Origin of the sequence: Streptomyces sulfonofaciens, assembly GCF_014656295.1 — a bacterium.
GTDB lineage: Bacteria > Actinomycetota > Actinomycetes > Streptomycetales > Streptomycetaceae > Streptomyces > Streptomyces sulfonofaciens.
Genome location: NZ_BNCD01000012.1, coordinates 138,656 through 157,368 on the forward strand (window position 1 = coordinate 138,656; position 18,713 = coordinate 157,368).

Below are 18,713 nucleotides of genomic sequence, written 5' to 3' on the forward strand. Positions count from 1 at the left end.
GCGCTCCCGGACCGCCCACCGCGGCGACGGGAGGCGGCGGCCTCGGCGCGAGGTGTTCGCACTGCCGCAGGACTTTGGCAAGTCTCGCGCCGGACCCGGCTCCGGTCAGAGGTGTGCGATCAGCGCGTACCGTTCGTCGGTGACCGGACCGCCCCACAACTGGGGGCGGTGGCTGAGGTGTTCGAGGCGCAGGCCCGCCACCAGGGGACGGACCGTGTCGGTAAGGTCCTGCGCGCTCACGCCGCCGTTCCAGGGCAGGCTCTCCGCTCCGGGTACGTACGGGGCAAACTGGCCGGCCTGCCGCCATCGCCCCTCGACCAGGATCAGCGTTCCACCCGGACGAAGCCGCGCGACCCACTCGCGCAGTGCGGCGGCGGGGTTGGGCAGGGTCCACACCAGGTGCCGTGACAGGACCACGTCGAAGGTGGCCTCGCCGGTGGGCGGGTCCATTGCGTCACCCACCAGGAAGCTGCCCGGCAGGCCCGCTGCGGCCAGCTTGGCGCGGGCACGGTCGACCATCCTGGGAGCGAGGTCCACCCCGGTGACCCGGTGCCCGGCCCCGGCCAGCAGACAGGAGAGCGAACCGGTGCCGCAGCCCACATCGAGGAGGTCCGCTGCGGTCTTCGGTATCCAGGAGGACAGGCACGTCGCCCATGCCGCGCGGGTCGCCTCCTGCCGCAGACCGTGATCCGGCTCCGTGTCGAATCCGTCCGCGGCCGCGTCCCAGTACGTCCTGATGGCAGCCGAGTCGGTCATGGGGTCAGCTTGCCCGCGGGCACTGACAGCACCCCATGGCCACGGCAGGTTCGGCAGATCGTCCGACCAGGCGGCACACCCGCGTCGCGCGGGCGTGTCCGCAACGAGCCGTACCGGGTCCCGCATGGCCGGTTGGCGTGGCGGTGATGCAGCCGCTCCGAGGACTCGACCCGAATGCTCAGCGGATGGCTCTGCCCGCGGTCGGCGCAGGCCGTCATCGCGACCTCGTTGCCGTGGCCGGTAGGTGGCGACGCGAGCCGGGAGCGAGCGGTCGGGGCCCGCCCTGGCCGACCGGAGAGGAGTGTGCGACCGGCCCCCGCGGAGCGCCCCCTCACCGGTGCCCCGCCGTCCGCGGGGTGTCGCGGGCGATGGCGGCCAGGGTGCGGGCGGGGCCGGTGAGCTCGTGGCCGGTGGGGTGAATCATCCGAAGGGTTCGGCCGAGGTCGAGGCCGGCCACGGGAACGGCGACGAGGGTCCCGGCGGCGACGTCCCGCTCCACCGCCAGGGAGCTGAGCACGGCCGGTGCCACTCCCTCCGCCACGGCGGTCTTGATGGCCGTGGTGGACGACACTTCCAGTACGGGTGCGGCCAGTGGTGTGTCGGTGCGGGCCTCGACGGCTCGTTGCAGGGACAGCCGGGTGCCCGAGCCGTGCTCGCGGCTGACCAGGGACGTGGCGGCCAGCTCGGCGGCGGTGACGCGCCTGCGCCCGCGCCGCGCCCATGGGTGGGCGGGGTGCACGATCACGGTGAGTTCGTCCCGCCCGACAGGGTGCGCGGTGAGTCCCGGTGGGATGTCGGGGCTCTCCACGAAGCCGATCGCGGCGGTGCCGGCCAGCACGGCGGCGGCCACCTCGTCGGAGTTGCCCGTGGTCAGCGCCACCGCCGTGTGCGCGGCGGCCGCGTGGAAACGGACCAGCCAGTGCGGCAGCAGGTACTCGGCGATGGTGAGGCTCGCGGCCACCGGCAGCCGGGTTCCCGCCGTGTGGTGCAGCGAGGTGATGCCGACCTCCAGGGCGGCCGCGGCGTCCAGGGCGGTGCGGGCCCAGTCGCCCACCAGCGCGCCCTGCGCGGTGAGCCGGGAGCCCTGCGGAGAACGTTCGAGCAGGACCACACCCAGACGCCGTTCCAAGTACCTGATCCGGGAGCTGGCCGCGGGTTGGCTGATGCCGTGCTCACGTGCGGCGGCCCCGACACTCCCCAGCCTGGCGACGGAGAGCAGCAGGTCGAACGGGCCGAGATCGGCGACACGGCTGGGCAATGGCATAAGCCCACCCTATGACCTCATGTCGGATTGCCGTCTAGCGCAACCCTCCTCGCGGCAGGACCGTTGAGCCATGAACCCGCTCGCCACCACCCGCCGCACCGCGCGGCAGCACGGCCGACGCCTGCCCGGCCCGCTGCTGCGCGCACTCGACCGCCCGTCCGACCTGTTCCGGCACCTCGGGCCCAACTGGTACGCCTCGATCATGGGCACCGGTATCGTCGCGAACGCCGCCGCGACGCTGCCTGTGCACATCGTGGGGCTGCGCACGGCGGGCACCGCGGTGTGGGCACTGGCGGCCGTCCTGCTGGTGGGGCTGACCTCGGCCTGGGCGGTGCACTGGACCCGCTACCGCGAAGAGGCCAGAGCACATGCCGGCCACCCGGTGATGGCGTACTTCTGGGGCGCTCCCGCGATGGCGGTGCTGACGGTCGGTGCCGGCAGCCTGTCCCTCGGACGCGACTGGATCGGGCTCCGCCCCGCCGTCGCGGTCGCCGCGGCCCTGTGGTCGATCGGCACACTGCTGGGACTCGTCACCTGCGTCTGGATCCCCTACCGGGTGATGACCGGCCACGAGGTGGCCGCGGACGCCGCGTTCGGCGGCTGGCTGATGCCGGTCGTACCGCCCATGGTCTCGGCGGCCACCGGTGCCGCCCTCCTGCCGCACCTCGCTCCGGGCCAGGGCAGGCTGAGCCTGCTGCTCGGCTGCTACGCCATGCTGGGCATCAGCCTCTTCGCCGCCCTCGTGACCATCACCCAGATCTGGGCCCGGCTCGTCCACCACAAGCTCGGCCCGGCCGCCCTGGTGCCGACCCTGTGGATCGTCCTCGGCCCGCTCGGCCAGTCGGTGACGGCGGCCAACCTCCTCGGCGGTGTCGCCCGCCTCGCGCTGCCGCGGCCCTACTCGTCGGCCGCCGAGGCGTTCGGCTTCCTCTACGGCATTCCGGCCTGGGGTTTCGCCATGATGTGGCTCGCACTGGCCGCGGCGATGACGCTGCGGACCGCCCGCGGGCACCTGCCGTTCTCCCTGGCCTGGTGGAGCTTCACGTTCCCGGTGGGCACCTGCGTCACCGGTACCAGTGCCCTCGCGGCCCGGCTGGGATCGGTGCCGCTGGCGGGGGCCGCGGTGGGCCTGTACGCGGTGCTCGTCGGCGCCTGGGCCGCGGTCGCGGTACGGACGCTCCTCGGCAGTGCCCGCGGTGAACTCTTCCTGCCTGCGTCCCGGGCCCTGCCTCCCCCCGCCGCGTAGCGGCGGGGCCGTTCCTGCCCCGAACGGGGCGCCACCGGCCGGGGAGGCCCGGGCCGGTGGCGGCGGCCGTCAGACGACGGTCAGCAGCACCTCGATGTTGCCACGGGTGGCGTTGGAGTACGGGCAGACCTGGTGGGCCTTCTCGACCAGCTCCCTGGCCGTGGCCCCGTCCAGCGACGGTATGGCGACCGACAGCTCGACGGTGAGCCCGAAGCCGCCCGAGGCGATCTTGCCGATGCCGACCTTGGCGGTCACCCGGGAGCCGGAGATGTCGGCCTTCGCCTGGCGTGCGACGACGCCGAGCGCGCTCTGGAAGCAGGCACTGAACCCGGCGGCGAACAACTGCTCCGGGTTGGTGCCCGCACCGCTGCCGCCCAGCTCCTTGGGCGGGTTGACGGTGACGTCGAGCTTGCCGTCGTCGCTGGCGACCCGGCCGTCGCGGCCGTTCTCCGCGGTGGCGACGGCGGTGTACAGGACGTCTACGGGCTGGATGGTCATGGGCGAGTCCTTCTTCCGGTGGGTGCTGCGCGGGTGACTCCGCGGACACATGGTGCCACCCCGGGCTGACGCGCCTTGCGGGTGATCTCCGTGCGACAGCCTCAAGAACACGCTGACCGCCCGCGGGATTCCCGGTCGCCCGTCAGCCGGCTCCCGGCCGGTCCGCCGGCGGGTTCTCGGGCCGGTCCGTCGGCGGGTTCTCGGGCCGGTCCGTCATCCGGCCGGACCCGGCTCCCCGGCGCGCGCCTCGTCCCGGAGCCCGTCGTGCTCGCATCCCGCGGCCGAGCGTGGCCCTCCTGTTCAGGACGCGGGTGGACGCGGGTGGACGCGTGGATCGCCGGCCGCCGCGGCCGCGTGGGGACGGCCCCGGTGCCCTGCACCCGCCCGAACGCTTGTCACACACCTGTCTGCCTGCACAGGGGGCCGTGCGATGTCCCGGCCCGCTGTGCCGCCGGGCCGGGTGTGCTCGGGGCGCGGGGAAGGGGACCCGCGGCCGGTGGCCGCGGGTCCCCTGGGTGTGGTGTGCGGTTGTGCGGTCGGGCGGGGTGTGCGGCGCCGTCAGCCGCCGAGCGAGGCCGCTGCGGCGTCGATGGCGGAGGCGAAGGTGCTCACCTGGCTGTAGACGCCGGGGTAACCCGGCCTGGCGCAGCCGTTGCCCCAGCTCACGATGCCGACCTCGACCCACTCGCCGCTGCTGTCCGCGCGGAACATCGGGCCGCCCGAGTCGCCCTGGCAGGTGTCGACACCGCCGGTCGACACGTATCCCGCGCATATCTCGTCGCTGGGCACCAGCTCGCCGGAGTACGCGTTGTTGCAGGTGGTGTCGTTCACGAACGGCACCGTGGCCTTGAGCAGGTAGCGCTGCTGCGGCCCGTTCTCGACGGCCGAGCCCCAGCCGGCGATGGTGAACGTGCCGCTGTCGTAGGCCGTGGTGTGCGCGATCGGCAGGGTCGGCAGGCCGGTGACGGGCTGTGCCAGGCGGATCAGTGCCCAGTCCTTGCCCGCACCGGTGTAACCGGGCGCCTGGTAGACGTAGTTGGACCTGACCTTGATCGCGCTGGAGCTCTGCAGGTCGACCACACCCAGCGTGGCCGTGATGCTCGTGTTGGTACCGGTGCGGTCGACGCAGTGCGCCGCGGTCAGCACCAGGTCGGCGGAGTACAGCGCGCCGCCGCAGCCCATGGACAGGCGGACCATGAACGGGAACTCGCCCTGCGCGGCCCGGGTGCCGCCCACCACGGACGGGCCGGGCTGCGGGGCGGTGCTCTGGGCGTGGGCGGGCGCCTGTACGGCGAACACCGCGAGGAGGATGGCCACCAGGGCCATCGGTCTCTGCCAGGAGGTGAACCACTTCTTCATGGGGGGTTCCTTCCGGTCTCCGGCCCCGCCTATGGCAGGGGCATGACAATACAGACCATGACGGGCGTGCATGGTGCCGTGCGGGGCGCTGATCCGGTGTGGCGCGAGGTCGTGAAACGTGACACGTCGGGGTCGTAGCGGCCGGCCGGGACGTGCCGCGGCTGCGCCACGCGCTGGGACGGTGGTGGGGAGCTGGCCGTACGCGTCACCGGGGCCGCGATCTCGCCGTGGTGCGGCGAACCCCGGGACAGCACGTACCCCTGGGAGTGCGTGATGAGGAGAGTATGTGGAGCACGCAGCCGTCTGACAAGAGGCCCTCGCCGGCACCCGACTGCCGGACGCGGCGGGCGGCTTGCCGCCGAAGGCCGGCGGCCTGGTTACGCGGCCGCCGGACCCGGGGGCCCTGCCGCGGCGTCCAGCCGCAGGGTGGCGGAGGCAGGCCCCTCCTCCAGGAGGGCCGAGACATAACCGGAACGGGCGTACTTGGAGCGGTAGGCGTCGTCGATGTCCGAGCGCGTCACCTCGGCGGCGGCCGGGGTGAAGCGGACGGGCCGCCACCGGTCGCCCGTGCGCACCATGCCCTCCCCGCTCGCCCTGGCACGCCTGTACCACGCGCTGTCCGGCCCCCGGTACCCGCGCACGAACACGTTCCCGCCGGCCTCCACCACCCACACCGGCCGCGCCTCGTCGAGGCCACCGTCGACGCGCCGCACCCGCAGCAGGATCTCGTCGCTGCCGCGGAAGTCCTCCAGGTCGTCGCTGTCCCAACTGCCGTCGTGCACGTGCCCTCTCCCAGGTCCGCCTGCGCGCCCCGCCCCTGCGAAGGCCCGCCCGCCCCGATTCAAGAGGACCGCGGGCACCGTCGCAACGAGGCGGAACCGGGCGCGCCCGCCCTCTCACCGGAAGGGGTGTGCGGTCGGACCCGGGCCGCGGCAGCGGGGGTGCCGGGCGACTGCCAGGATGCGGCCATGCACGCATCGAGACTCACACACATCCCGGCCCCGGACGGTGTCGCCCCGGGAAAGGGGTACACGCACGTGGTCAGCGGGAGCGGCCGGCTGGTCGCGGTGTCCGGACAGGTGGCGCTGGACGGGGACGGAGAGGTGGTGGGCGAGGGGGACGCGGTGGCGCAGGCGCGGCAGGTCTTCGAGAACCTGCGGCGCTGCCTGGCGGCCGCCGGTGCGACGTTCGACGACGTCGTGAAGCTGACCTACTTCGTCACCGACGTCGGCCACCTGCCCGCCGTGCGTGCGGTCCGCGACGCGTACCTCGACCCGGACCGCCTGCCCGCGAGCACCGCCGTCCAGGTCGCCGCCCTGTTCCGCCCCGAACTGCTGATGGAGGTGGAGGCGTTCGCCGTTGTGCCGGAGGCGGGGGAGTGAGGGGTACCGGGACACCCTGACCGCCCCGGCGCCACGAGAGCGGACCGGGCCCGCCGGCCGGCGCCCCCGGCGCCGGCGACAGGCACGGAGCCGGCCCACCGCGCCGTCAGGCGCGGCGGACCGGCTCCGTGGCGCGATCCGCTTCAGCAGGCCGTGTGCCGGCTCACCGGCCGTAGGCCAGCGCGAAGAGGTGGACCGTGCCCGAGGCGCCCGTCACCGGCAGGGTGACGGAGGCGACCGTCTTCGACGGGTCCAGGGGCACCTTCGTGGCGAAGACGTAGGCCTTCACGGTGTCCCTGCCGCCGTCGGCGGTGTTCCGGTAGTTCGTCGTGACGGCGGTGGTGTCACCGTCGACGGGCTTGGCGGAGCCGCCGTTGAGCGTCCAGTCGGAGAAGGCGACGTCCGCCTTCGCGGTGGTCCCGTCGGTGTAGGTGACGGTGAGCGTGCCGGGGGTGCCGCTGCCGTCCGTCGGGGCGTTGGCCGCGGCGCCCAGCAGCCCGAGCGAGGAGCCCGAGGTGCCGGCCGGCTGCGCGAGGGTCTGGCCCGCCATCTCCAGGTTGTCGGGCGTGGCGTCGGCCGTCTTCGGCCAGGTGTACGTGATGCCGTCGGCCGTGAGCGTGGAGCCGCTGGTCACCCCGGCGGCCGCCAGTGCGTTCTGCGAGTACGCCCAGCCGCCGTCGTCGAAGCCGCCGGTGAAGGTGGCACCGTCCGGGTACTCCGCCTTGTTCGTCTCGTACGGCCACAGCGCGCCGGGCTGGGCGACGGCCACGCGCAGTGCCGCCGAGCCGAGCTCAGCCCCGCTGGTGTGGTCGGTGAGGGTGAACCCCACGGAGTAGGTGCCCTCCTTGTCGCCTGCCGTGACCTCGACCTGGGCCTCGGCGCTGCCCGCCGCCGGGACGGTCACCGAGCCCGACGCGGTGCCGAGGTCCACGCCGGACGGCGCCTTCGCGGCCCAGTCGGCCGTGACGGCCTTGGCGCCCAGGTTCGTCACCGTCAGGGTGCCCTTGCCGGAGCCGCCCGGTGCGACGATCAGCCCGTCGCTGCCCGGACCGGTCGCGGCCAGCAGCCGGTCGCCGCCGGTGGTGTCCGACGGCGGGACGCTGTCCGGCGAGGCGGCCCAGGAGGTGTTGGGCCGGGTGCCCAGCGTGAAGTCCAGCGATCCGGCCTCGCGGAACTGCCCGAAGGTCAGCCAGGAGTCGTTCCACGCCTTGTGGGCGACGTCCAGCGACTGCACGTACGGGGCGTCCTGGGCCGCCTGCGGAGCGTTGATCGTCAGCTCCCTGCCGTCGCCGAAGGCGACCTTGGCGATCGGGAAGGCCGGGCTGCCCAGCACCAGGGTGTCGGTGCCCGGCGTCTCCGGGTAGGCCCCCAGCATCGACCAGACGTACCAGGAACTCATCGCGCCCAGGTCGTCGTTGCCGAACGAGCCCACCGGCGCGTTGAAGTAGAGCTTCTGCTGCGTCTGCCTGACCGCGGCCTGCGTCTTCCAGGGCTGGGCCAGGTAGGAGTACTCCCAGGGGATCTCCACACTGGGCTCGTTGCTCAGGTCGGCGCTGGTGCCCGACGGGTGCGCGACGTCGTGCAGCAGGCCGTCCAGGTAGGACGCGTAGGCGTCCTTGCCGCCGCGGGCCGTGACGAGCTGCTGCACGTTGAACGGCACCATGGGCGTGTACTGCGCCGACGTGCCCTCCACGAAGCCGTTGGAGGTGCCCGGTGTGAAGGCGCCCGCGAACTGCCCGTCCTTGGTCCTGCCCTGCAGGTAGCCGGTCCCCGGGTTGAAGACGTTCATCCAGTCCTGCGCGCGGGTGGCGAACTTGCGGTACGCCGCGTCGTCGCCGAGCGACTTCGCGAAGGCCGCCAGCGCGTAGTCGGCGCTGTCGTACTCCAGTTGCGTCGAGACCGGGCCGTAGAAGTTGCAGCAGCCGTAGTCGGTCTCATCGACCGGGAGGTAGCCCTTCTCGTCCCGTACCGACTCGCCGGGCCGGTCCTGGTTCGGCACGGTGGCCTCGTGCTTCAGGGCGTCGAGGGCGTGGCGGGTGTCGAAGTCACGGGCGCCGAAGGCATAGGCGTCGGCGATGATGCCGGCCGCCGGGTCGCCGACCATGACGTAGCTCTCGCCGTTGTTGGAGGCCCACTTGGGCAGCAGCCCCGTCTGGTCGTAGCCGTTGAGCATCGAGGTGACGACGTCGCTGGTGACCTTCGGCTCGACCATCGCCATCAGTTGGGTCTGGGAGCGGTAGGTGTCCCAGCCGGAGTAGTTGGCGTACTGCGCCCGCTGCCCCTTGGCCAGCCGGTGGACCTGGTTGTCCATCCCCATGTACTGGCCGTTGACGTCGGAGAAGACGTTCGGGTGCAGCAGCGCGTGGTAGAGCGCCGTGTAGAACTGCACCTGCTGGTCGTGGGTGCCGCCGCCGATCGCCACCCGGCCGAGCAGCTTGTTCCAGGCATCGTGGTTGGCCTGCCGCACCGTGTCGAGGTTCCAGCCCTTGATCTCGCCGGAGAGGTTGGCCGCGGCGTTGTCGTCACTCGTGTACGAGATGCCGACGGCCGCCGTCACCGCCCGGTCCGCGGTGGTGTCGAAGGTCAGGTACATCCCGTTGGCACCGGTGACCGGCGGTGCGCTCTTGGCCGTTCCCGAGGCGGCCGTTCCCGTGGTGCCCGAGCCCGTGGTGCCGGAGTCGGCGGCCCGGGCGCCGTGGATGACGGGTGCCGGTGTGGCCGGGAGCGTGAAGTGCTTCTCGTGCAGCGGCGCGGTGGGACGCTGCACCGGCGCCGGGCGGGCGGGTCCCGCTGCCAGGGAGGTGGCGTCGGGGTGGAGGGTGCTGCCGACCCAGGTGCCGCTGGCCGTGAACGGGTGGTCGAACTTGATGTCGAAGTGCAGCGTGTACCGGTTGTTCGCACCGCAGAAGTGGCCGCTGTCGACCGAGCCGCTGACCTCGTGGTCGCTGACCACCCGGGCCCGGGTGCCGTCCACCGGCGTGGCACCGCCGCTCAGCTTGAGCAGCAGGTTCGACTGCGTACCGGACGGGAAGGTGAACCTGCCCAGGCCCGCGCGCGTGGTGTCGGTCAGCTCGGTCCTGACGCCCGCGGCATCGGTGACGCCGTAGTAGCCGATCCCCGTCTGCTCGTCGTCGTGGCTGAAGGCGGCAGAGGCGGTCGAGGGGTTGCCGGACAACGCCCCGGTGACGGGCAGGATCGGCACGTCGCCCGCGACGCCGCACCCCGGGCCCGAGACGTGGGTCAGGCTGTAGCCGGAGATCTTGCTGTCGTCGTACTCGTAGCCGCCGCCGGAGGGCCGGTCCGGGGTGGTGTCGGGGCCCCACTGCATCATGCCGAACGGCATGTCGGGCCCCGGGAAGGTGTCCACCGCACCGGAGGTGCCGATGAGCGGGTTGACGAGGGCCGCGGGGTCCTTCACCGGCGTCGGGCCCGCCGCTGCCGATGCGCTGCCGACCGCCTGCAGCGGTAGCGCCGCCAGGCCCAGGACGGACACCAGGGCCAAGCGCTGACGGAATCTGCTCCTGAAACGTGGCGCACTCGAACGCCGTCGTCTGACCATCCGTTGCCTCCGTGCTTCATGCCTCGCTCATGGCGTGCCGGGGTACGGTCCCCGATCGGCAACGCCGCGCCCCAGGTCCGCGAGCCATGACTTGACAACGTTGCCAACCTTGCACGAGCGATGAGTAGAACTCCCTTGCGGAGGCGTGTCAATGACCTTGACGCAAGTCCGGACATCTTCGCCCGCGCGCGGCGCCGTCCCGGGGGCCCGGGCACCCCGGGAGAAGCGGGGCGGGCGGAGCCCTGGTGGCGGGTCGGTCCGGTGCCCCGGTGGGTCGGGGCCCCCGCACGGGGAGTTGACCGGCCATCAGGTCGGGGGGAGCCGAAACGCGGCGGAACTCCGCGCCGGCCGGCGGGCGTCGCGGACCGTCCGGGGCGGCAGCGGACCGTCCGGGGACTTCTGCGGGGCGTGGCGGAGGGGCGGGGAGCGGGGCGTGGAAGCATGGCCCGGTGTCAGGCGCCGGATCGGCGGCCGGGCCGTCCCCGCCGCGGGCCGGCCCGCGCGTACCGCGTGGGTGATCCGGCCGACGGGGCGACGCGGCTGGGCCCCCTCGCCTCAGGGGCGCAGCGCCGCCGTGTGACGGGTTGCATCGAGCGGGGTGTCGCCGACGGTGCGACGGTGGTGGTCGGCGGGCCGGGCCGGCCCGAGGGCCCGGAGCGGGGCGCGTATGTGCGGCCCACCGTCCTCGCGGATGTCGATCCCGGTGCCGCCGTGGCCCAGGAGGAGATCTTCGGCCCGGTACCGGTCGTCATCCCCTGCACCGACGACGACCATGCCGTGGAGATCGCCAACGGCACCGCGTACGGCCGCACCGGCGCCGTGTCCGGCGAGCGTGAGCACGCCCCGGCCGTGGCAGGGCGGCTGCGCGCCGGACAGGTCGGCGTCAACGGGGCCGGGACGAACCCGCTCGCCCCCTTCGGCGGCTGCAAGCAGTCCGGCAACGGCCGGGAGATGGGCCGCTTCGGCCCGGAGGAGTTCCTCAAGACCGAGGCGATCCACCGGTGAGCCGCCCCGGGGCCTTCGAGGGCCCCGGAGCGGTCGGGCGGATCCGGCTCAGCGGCGGCCGGCGGCGGGCAGCGGCCTGAACCCCTCGGACGTCAGCGGCGCGTCGGGCTCGTTGCCGTCCAGGAGCACTCCGGAGCTGTCGCTGACGCGCAGTCCGGTGAGGTTCACTCCGCGGCCCTCGTAGGACGGGTCGGTGGTGTAGCGCCAGCGCAGCCGCAGGCCGTCGGACGCCTGGGGCAGCCGGGCGTGCACCCGCCACCAGGCACGGACCGACTGGCCGGAGAGCGTGGAGACCTCTCCGGACGGGGCGCCGGTGCCGCTCACCCGGAAGGTGAGGGGCTGCCAGGTGGCTCCGTCGTCGGTGCTGGCCTCCAGGGAGACCTCGTCCGTGGGCTCGGTGTTGACGAACGCGCTGAAGCCGATGTCGACGGGGCCCGCGGCGTGCAGCGGCCCCGTGGTCAGGGTGCTGGTGGTGGCGCCGCCCTGCCCGGAGTACCAGGACCGGCCGCCGCCCGGCGCCGCGACCGGCATCGCCTGGGCCAGGGCCTGCGCGATGCCCCGCCGGGCGGGGTTGGTCGAGGGGGTGTTGCGGGTCGGGTGGACGCGGTTGGTCAGCAGGATCACGAACGACCGGGAACTGGGGTCGATCACCAGGGAGGTCCCGGTGAAGCCGGTGTGGCCGAGCGTCCCCGGACCCGACAGGCCGCCCATGTACCAGATCTGGTCCAGCTCGAAGCCGAGGCCGTGGGAGTCGCCGGGGAAGTCCTGGTTGAAGTTCTCCTCCATCAGCGTCACGCCGTGCTCGCCGAGGATCCTGTGCCCCTTGTAGACACCGCCGTTGAGGATGGTCTGGGCGAGGACCGCGAGATCGTCGGCGGTGGAGAAGACCCCGGCGTGGCCCGCGACGCCGTCCAGCGCCCAGGCGTTCTCGTCGTGCACGGAGCCGCGCACCATGCCGCGCGGCGGGCTCGTCTCGTACTCGGTGGCGGCGATCCTCGGCAGCTTGGATGCGGGCGGGTTGTAACCGGTGTCCGCCATGTGCAGCGGCCCGGTGACGTCCTCGCGCACCAGGGTGTCCAGCGGCTTGCCGGTCACCTTCTCCAGGACCAACTGCATGGTGAGCATGTTCAGGTCGGAGTACAGGTAGGTGGTGCCGGGCGGGTTGATCGGCTTGGTGTCGAGGATGGCCTTCCTGCGGGAGGCGAGGTCCGGGTAGCCCTGCCACAGCGAGGGGACCGGGTCGGCGTCGAAGCCCGACGTGTGGGTGAGCAACTGCTTGATGGTGATGTCGCCCTTGCCGCCCACCGCGAACTCCGGCAGGTAGTGCGCCACCGGTGTGTCCAGGTCGATGCGGCCCGCCTCCAGTTGCTGCACGGCCACGATCGAGGTGAACAGCTTGGACAGCGAGGCGAGGTCGTAGATCGTGTCCGTGCGGGCTGGGACCCACTGGTCCTCGGGCAGCTCGGTGGTGGCGTCGGCGTACTTGACGGCGTAGCCGCCGGCGCTGCGCTCCACCACCTTGCCGTCGTGGACCATCAGGCTGGTGGCGCCCGGGAACAGGTAGGAGGCCCCGCTCGCCGGGTTCTCCCAGGTGGCGACCTGGTCCTCGAACGCCTTGATGGGGCCGGGATCGAGTCCCGCACTGCCGGGTGAGGCCGGGCGCAGCACGGTGCCGGCCGGCGCGAAGCCGGTGTAGGGCTGGTCGAACCGGCCGGAGCCGGGGACCGGGGCCGGCGCCGCCGAGGCGCTCGCCGGGAACGCGAGCGCGGCCACCAGGACCGTGACCGCGGTGTACGCAGGAATCCGCATAGGAACCTCGTTGGTGAGGAGATGGTGCGGGAGTACGGAGCCGTACTCCGCCGCCTGGACCGCTGGGTGGCGACCACGTCGTCGCGTTCCCGCGCCGCCGGCCGCGGCATGCTGCCGTGCGGGTCGGCCGGGCGGCGCGGGTCGCACCCGGGTACGTCGTGAAGAGGGGAGGGCAGGAACTGGCGGCCGGTCGGGGCGGGTGGCGGGGCCTCAGCGGGGTGGCCGCGCCGGTGGGCCGTCCGCGGCGGCCGGGCGGGCCCGGCCGGTGCGTCCGCGGCAGGGACACACGGGCGGTGTCACGCCAGGCCGTCCCGCAGGGCGGTGACACGCTGGACGGCCGCCTGGAACGCGGCCGCGTCGAGGGTGCCGTCCTGGAGGGCGGCGGCCAGCGCGGTGACGGCGCCCTCGCCCTGGGCGACATCGCGCGCCGAGCACAGCAGCAGGTCCATCCCGGCCCCGGCGGCCCGCACGGCGCGCTCGGGAGAGCCGCCGAAGTTCCTGAGCGCCCCCGCCTCCAGCGCGTCGGTGATCGTCACGCCCCTGAAGCCCAGCCGGCCGCGCAGCTCCTGCTGGACGACGGTGGGTGAGAGGCCCGCGGGCAGACGGGCGTCCAGCGCCGGGTAGACGGCCCAGGACAGCATGACCAGCTTGACGCCCGAGGAGATCGCCGAGGTGTACGGCCGCTCGTCGGTGTCCCGCAACTGGGACAGGGAGACGTTCAGGGTGACGGGGCCCTCGTCGGTGTTCTGGCTCGACGACGCCGCGCCGAGCCCCGGGAAGTGCTTGGCGGTGGCCGCCACACCGGTGCCCTGCTGGGCGGTGATGAAGTCCTTGCCGAGCGTGCCGACGACAGCGGGGTCCGAGCTGTAGGAGCGCTCGTACTGGTCGGCGAAGTCACCGGGCTTGCGGTACACGTCCAGCACCGGGGCGAGGTTGAGGTTCATGCCGACGCCCGCGAGGTTCTCGCCGGCGCCCGTGCCCGCGTCCCGCGCCGCGGACTCCGGGTCGGCCGAGGCGCCGACGTCCTTCTCGGAGAGCACGGGTGCGCCGGGCAGACGGCGTACCAGGCCGCCTTCCTGGTCGGTCATCAGCAGCAGGGGGGAGGACACGGGGCTCTGCCGGTGCGCCTCGTTCAGCCGGTCGACCACGCCGCTGATCTGGCTGAGACCGGAGATGTTCTCCCCGAAGAAGATCACCCCGGCCACCCGGCCCGCGCTGATCGCGTCGAGCAGGCTCTGCGGCGGAGTGAGGCCGGGGTACGAGAAGACGACGCGCTGGCCCGCCTGCTGAAGGGGTGTCAAGCCGGCGCGAGGCCGACGCAGGTGGGCGGGGCGGTCGGCCGCCGCGGCCGATCCGCTCCAGACGAGGCCGCCGGCCACGGCTGCCGTACCGGCGGCGAGTGCGCCGCGTCTGCTCAGGGGCTTTCTCGCTGTGCTCATCTCTCTCCTCACGAACTTCCGTCCCACGTCTCGCCCGGAGCCAACACAGGAGCGCCCGCTCATCCGGGCGCGGCGTCCACGTTGAAGGAAACTTCCCCGATTGCACAAGGGAGAAGAAAATTATTTGCAGAGTCGTCACCATGACGGCCGACCCCCGAACGGCGGCACGCCACCCGGCGCCCCGAACCGGCGGGCCCGGTCCGCACCCCGGCGGCGGAGCGCTCCGCCCGTGGCGGGCCGGTCGTACGCGGCCGGTGCCGATCCGGTGGTGGCGGTCCGGGCGGTCCGGGTGGTCCGGGCGGTGCGCGGGTGCGCGGGTGCGCGGTGGGCGTCTGTGGGAGGAATCGATTTCAGCCGGGCTCGGTGCCCGTCATGAGGATGTCCGTCTCTCGTGACGACTGAAAAGACCACAGAAGTCGACCACTCGCCGATGTGCCCGGTTCGCAGGACGGATCGCCTTGACGCGAACATGTAAGAATACTACGTTCCGGAATGAAATCGATTCCTCGCCCCCGGGGGCCTGGCCCGAGCCACCGGAGAGCGCCGTGCACCCGCCCGCCCGGGTGCGGTTGCGGCGCACCCGCACCCGCGGGTTCCCGGCTGCCACGCCACGGGCGCGCAGGGGCACGGGCCCTCGGTGACGCCGCCCCCGAACCAGGAAAGGCCGTCCATGGGAGTCCCGGGAAGCCTCCGCACCCGCTCGGGAGCGGCGACGGCACTCGGCGCGGGCCTGCCCCCCGCCGGTGCGGCGGTACCCGCCTGCGCCCGTACCGCCGCCGGCCCCGTCCGGTCGCGGACGGCATCCCGGGTCCGCAGGTGAGTTCCCCTGTGCGGGCGACTTCCACGGCCACGGCAGGAACGCCCTCGCCACCTTCACCCACGGCGCCGCCGATGATGTGAGCGACGCCCCCTCCACCGGTTCCGCGTCCGGCAACGGCGGCACCGCCGCGGCACGGCACGACCTCCTCGGTCCCGACGGCGAGACGCCCCCTGTGAGAAAGCGGGAAGAAGCATGAGAAGCCGAAAGACCCACCACGGGCCCTGGCAGCCCCTCGTGGTCCTCCTCGCGGGAGTGCTGCTCACCGCCCTGTCCCTCACGGCACCGGCCCAGGCCGCACCTGCACCGGCCCAGGCCGCCCCGGCACCCGCCCACGGGCCCGGGGCCGGTCCGGACAAGGGGCCCGTCGGCTGGGACACCTACCGGCGGCTCGACCGGCTGCCGTACCTCAGCCCCGGCACCCTGACCCGGCAGTACTCCAGCTTCGACAGGACCGGCGGCAACGGCGACGGATTCGACGGCACCTACTCCTGCCTGAGCACCGCCCCGTCCGGCTGCGTCCTCGCCGAGGACCACGGGGCCGGGGAGATCTCCTCCATCTGGTTCACCCGCGACAACGGGGACGTCACCGCCACCGGCACCCTCACCGTCGAGCTGGACGGCGCCACCGTGCTCGACGCACCCCTCCAGGACGTGGTGGACGGCAGGCTCGGCGCACCCTTCGTGTACCCGCTGGTGGCCGACGCCGACCAGTCCTCCGGCGGTGTGTACGTCAAGGTGCCGATGACCTACCGCGCGTCGATGCGCGTCACGGTCCAGCACAACCCGCTCTTCTACCACGTCACCTACCGGCACTTCACGGACGCGGTGGGCGTACCGCGCTTCGACCCCTCCGACCCCGCCACCGACGTGCTCGACATGCTCAGGGCGGCCGGCACCAGGGACCCCAAGCCCGTCCGTCCCGGCAGCACCACCGCCCGCAGGACGCTCGACCTCCCGGCCGGCGGGCGGAGCGAGGCGGCACGGCTGGGCGGCCCGGGCAGCATCAGCGCCCTGCGGATCCGGATCCCCGACGGCGAGGACACCGACGCGGTGCTGGCCGGTCTGAGACTGCGGCTGGGCTTCGACGGCCGGCAGACCGCCGACGCACCGGTCGGCGAGTTCTTCGGTTCCGGCCTCGGGGAGAGCCCGGTACGGTCACTGCTGTTCGCCATGGACGCCACCGCGGACGGCTGGTACACCACCTGGTGGCCGATGCCGTACCGCAGCGACGCCCGGGTCAGCCTGGTCAACGGCACCGGCCGGGCGCTGTCCGGCGTCGACGTCGAGGTGACCTCCGCGCCCGACGGCCGGTGGGCGGCCGCGCTGGGTGCCGCGGGAGGCGCGGGCCACTTCACGGCTGAGTCCCACCGGGGCGACACCGTCGCCGGCCAGGACTGGCTGTTCTCCGACCGGACGGGACGCGGCAAGTTCGTGGGCGTCTCCGACACCATGCAGGGCCGCATCCCCACCGGCAACACCCGCGGCTACCTGGAAGGCGACGAGCGGGTCCACACCGACGGCCAGCTCAGCCCGCAACTGCACGGCACCGGCACCGAGGACTTCTACGAGTCCGGCTGGTACTTCAACCGCGGCACCTACACCAACCCCCTGAACGGCAACCCGAAGCACGAGAAGACCGCCGACGGCTGCCCCTACGAGTGCGACGGCGCCTACCGGCTGATGCTGGCCGATGCCGTGCCCTACTCCTCCGCGCTGCGCTTCGGCATCGAGCACGGCGCCCAGGACGACGCGGCCGCCGTCTACGGCTCCACCGCGTTCCTGTACGCCAAGGACCCGTCCGAGGGTGCGGGAGTGCACAGGACCACCGTGCTCGACACCGGCGATCCGGCCAGCAGGGCCGCCGCCTCGTACCGGGAGAGCGGCAGCGCCACCCGGACGACCCTCGCCTCCGTGTACGAGGGCGACGCGGACGACGTGTCGGTCGGCGCAGATGTGCGCGCCACCTCCTCGCCGCTCTCCTTCGAACTCGCCCTGGACCGGCGGAACCAGGGCGTACTGCTGCGCCGCACCGGTGACCAGGCCGCGGCCGGCCAGTCGGCGGCGGTGCTCGTCGACGGGAGCGAGGTGGGCACCTGGACGCAGCCGCTCGGCAATCCCGCCCAGCGCTGGCTGTCCGACACCTTCGCGATCCCGGCGAGCGCCACCGCGGGCAGGAGCCGGATCACCGTGGAACTGCGGCCGGCGGCCGGCGCGCCGCCCTGGACGGCGGCACGCTACGCGGCCGACAGCCTCGTCACCGCGTACACCGACGCGGCAGCGCCCGCGGCCGGTGCCGGTGCCGCCACGCTGAGCGGCGGCACCGATCACGCCCTGCACCTGGCCTGGTGGGAACCGCGCGAGGACACCGCGGTGCGCGAGTACCGCGTCTACGGCTCCGCCTCCGCCGACGTCCCGATCGGCACGGCCACGCTGCTCGGTACCGCCCACACGCTGGGCTTCACCGACGGGCCGCTGCCGGCAGGCCGGAGCCGGCACTACCGGGTGGTCGCGGTGGACACCGCGGGCCGCACGGCCCAACTGGGCCCGGTGGTCTCGGGACGCAGCGGCACACCGACCCGCAGCGACCTCGACGCGGACGGCCGCGACGACGCCGTGGCCTTCACCCGGGGCGAAGCGGCCGACGTCCTCGCCGCACTGTCCGACGGATCCTCCTTCACCGGCGACGGCGCGCTCTGGCACGACCACTTCGCGGCCGGTGACGGGATCCCGCTGACCGGCGACTTCGACGGCGACGGCCGCGAGGACGCCGCGGCCTTCACCCGCGGGGCGGCCGCCGACGTGTACGTGGCGCTGTCCGACGGCTCCGCGTTCACCGGGGACGGCACCACGTGGCAGGACGACTTCGCGTCCGGGGCGGCGCTGCCCGCGGTCGGCGACTTCGACGGCGACGGCAGGGACGACATCGCCGCCTTCACCCGCGGGGCGGCAGCCGATGTGTACGTGGCCCTGTCCACCGGCACCTCCTTCGGCGCACCCCGGAAATGGCACGACCACTTCGCGGTGGGCGACGAGGTCCCCGCGGTGGGCGACTTCGACGGGGACGGCAGGGACGACATCGCCGCCTTCACCCGCGGCGACACCGCCGACGTCTACGTGTCCCTGTCCAGCGGCACCCTGTTCCGGCAGGACGGCTGGCTCTGGCACGACCACTTCGCGGTGGGCGACGAGGTCCCGGCGGTGGGCGACTTCGACGGGGACGGCAGGGACGACATCGCCGCCTTCACCCGCGGCGACACCGCGGACGTCTACGTGTCCCTCTCCGACGGCACCCGGTTCGTCCAGAACGCCTGGAAGTGGCACGACGGGTTCGCCGCCGGCGACCAGGTCCCCGGGGTCGGCGACTTCGACGGCGACGGCCGGGCCGACATCGCCGCCTTCAGCCGCGGGGACACCGGCGATGTGCGGGTGGCGCTGTCCGACGGGGGGAGGTTCGCGCCGGGCGCCGGGACGTGGCACGACCGCTTCGCCGTCGGCGACCAGTGGCCGCGCCCCAGCGAGGTGCAGTCCGTGGCCTGACGGCGGGTTCGGGCGTCGGCCCGCCCCGCGCGGCCGGCG

12 protein-coding genes are annotated in these 18,713 nt (G+C 73.5%); 4 read left to right on the plus strand and 8 right to left on the minus strand.

Going from position 1 to position 18,713, the window contains the following annotated elements:
- Positions 1-105: 105 nt before the first annotated feature.
- Positions 106-756 carry a class I SAM-dependent methyltransferase gene (locus IE313_RS20370; protein WP_189934264.1) on the minus strand — a complete coding sequence of 217 codons (651 nt, stop codon included), beginning with the start codon at positions 754-756 and terminating at the stop codon, positions 106-108.
- Between the two features lie 331 nt (positions 757-1,087).
- Positions 1,088-2,020: a LysR family transcriptional regulator gene (locus tag IE313_RS20375; protein ID WP_189934266.1), complete on the minus strand. Its 933-nt coding sequence runs from the start codon at positions 2,018-2,020 to the stop codon at positions 1,088-1,090.
- A gap of 70 nt (positions 2,021-2,090) precedes the next feature.
- Between IE313_RS20375 and IE313_RS20380 the strand changes: the two genes are divergently transcribed.
- On the plus strand, positions 2,091-3,266 hold the full coding sequence (locus IE313_RS20380; protein WP_189934268.1) for a TDT family transporter: 1,176 nt from the start codon (positions 2,091-2,093) through the stop codon (positions 3,264-3,266).
- Between the two features lie 69 nt (positions 3,267-3,335).
- Here IE313_RS20380 and IE313_RS20385 read toward each other — a convergent pair whose 3' ends face one another.
- From IE313_RS20385 to IE313_RS20395, 3 genes are all read right to left on the minus strand, one after another.
- A complete protein-coding gene (locus tag IE313_RS20385) occupies positions 3,336-3,764 on the minus strand; it encodes an organic hydroperoxide resistance protein (RefSeq protein WP_189934270.1) in 429 nt (142 codons plus the stop codon).
- 558 nt (positions 3,765-4,322) lie between these two features.
- Positions 4,323-5,123 (minus strand): S1 family peptidase, encoded by an 801-nt coding sequence (locus IE313_RS20390; protein WP_189934272.1) that lies wholly within the window; start codon positions 5,121-5,123, stop codon positions 4,323-4,325.
- 377 nt (positions 5,124-5,500) lie between these two features.
- Positions 5,501-5,905: a DUF2255 family protein gene (locus IE313_RS20395; RefSeq protein ID WP_189934274.1), complete on the minus strand. Its 405-nt coding sequence runs from the start codon at positions 5,903-5,905 to the stop codon at positions 5,501-5,503.
- 186 nt (positions 5,906-6,091) lie between these two features.
- Between IE313_RS20395 and IE313_RS20400 the strand changes: the two genes are divergently transcribed.
- Entirely contained in the window at positions 6,092-6,505 is a 414-nt protein-coding gene (locus tag IE313_RS20400; RefSeq protein WP_189934276.1) for a RidA family protein, read from the plus strand.
- 163 nt (positions 6,506-6,668) lie between these two features.
- On the opposite strand, the gene IE313_RS20405 is transcribed toward IE313_RS20400, so the two are convergent.
- Positions 6,669-9,998, minus strand: coding sequence for a GH92 family glycosyl hydrolase (locus IE313_RS20405; protein WP_229924815.1), 3,330 nt, complete (start codon positions 9,996-9,998; stop codon positions 6,669-6,671).
- Between the two features lie 507 nt (positions 9,999-10,505).
- Between IE313_RS20405 and IE313_RS20410 the strand changes: the two genes are divergently transcribed.
- Positions 10,506-11,069, plus strand: coding sequence for an aldehyde dehydrogenase family protein (locus IE313_RS20410; protein ID WP_189934280.1), 564 nt, complete (start codon positions 10,506-10,508; stop codon positions 11,067-11,069).
- A gap of 48 nt (positions 11,070-11,117) precedes the next feature.
- Here the strand turns inward: IE313_RS20410 and IE313_RS20415 are convergent, their stop codons facing one another.
- Positions 11,118-12,878 carry a serine hydrolase domain-containing protein gene (locus tag IE313_RS20415; protein WP_189934282.1) on the minus strand — a complete coding sequence of 587 codons (1,761 nt, stop codon included), beginning with the start codon at positions 12,876-12,878 and terminating at the stop codon, positions 11,118-11,120.
- A 296-nt stretch (positions 12,879-13,174) separates the two neighbouring features.
- A complete protein-coding gene (locus IE313_RS20420; protein ID WP_189934284.1) occupies positions 13,175-14,317 on the minus strand; it encodes a glycoside hydrolase family 3 N-terminal domain-containing protein in 1,143 nt (380 codons plus the stop codon).
- Positions 14,318-15,329: 1,012 nt separating this feature from the next.
- On the opposite strand from IE313_RS20420, the gene IE313_RS35330 reads away from it, so the two are divergent.
- Positions 15,330-18,674: a glycoside hydrolase family 172 protein gene (locus IE313_RS35330; protein WP_229924804.1), complete on the plus strand. Its 3,345-nt coding sequence runs from the start codon at positions 15,330-15,332 to the stop codon at positions 18,672-18,674.
- Positions 18,675-18,713: the final 39 nt, after the last annotated feature.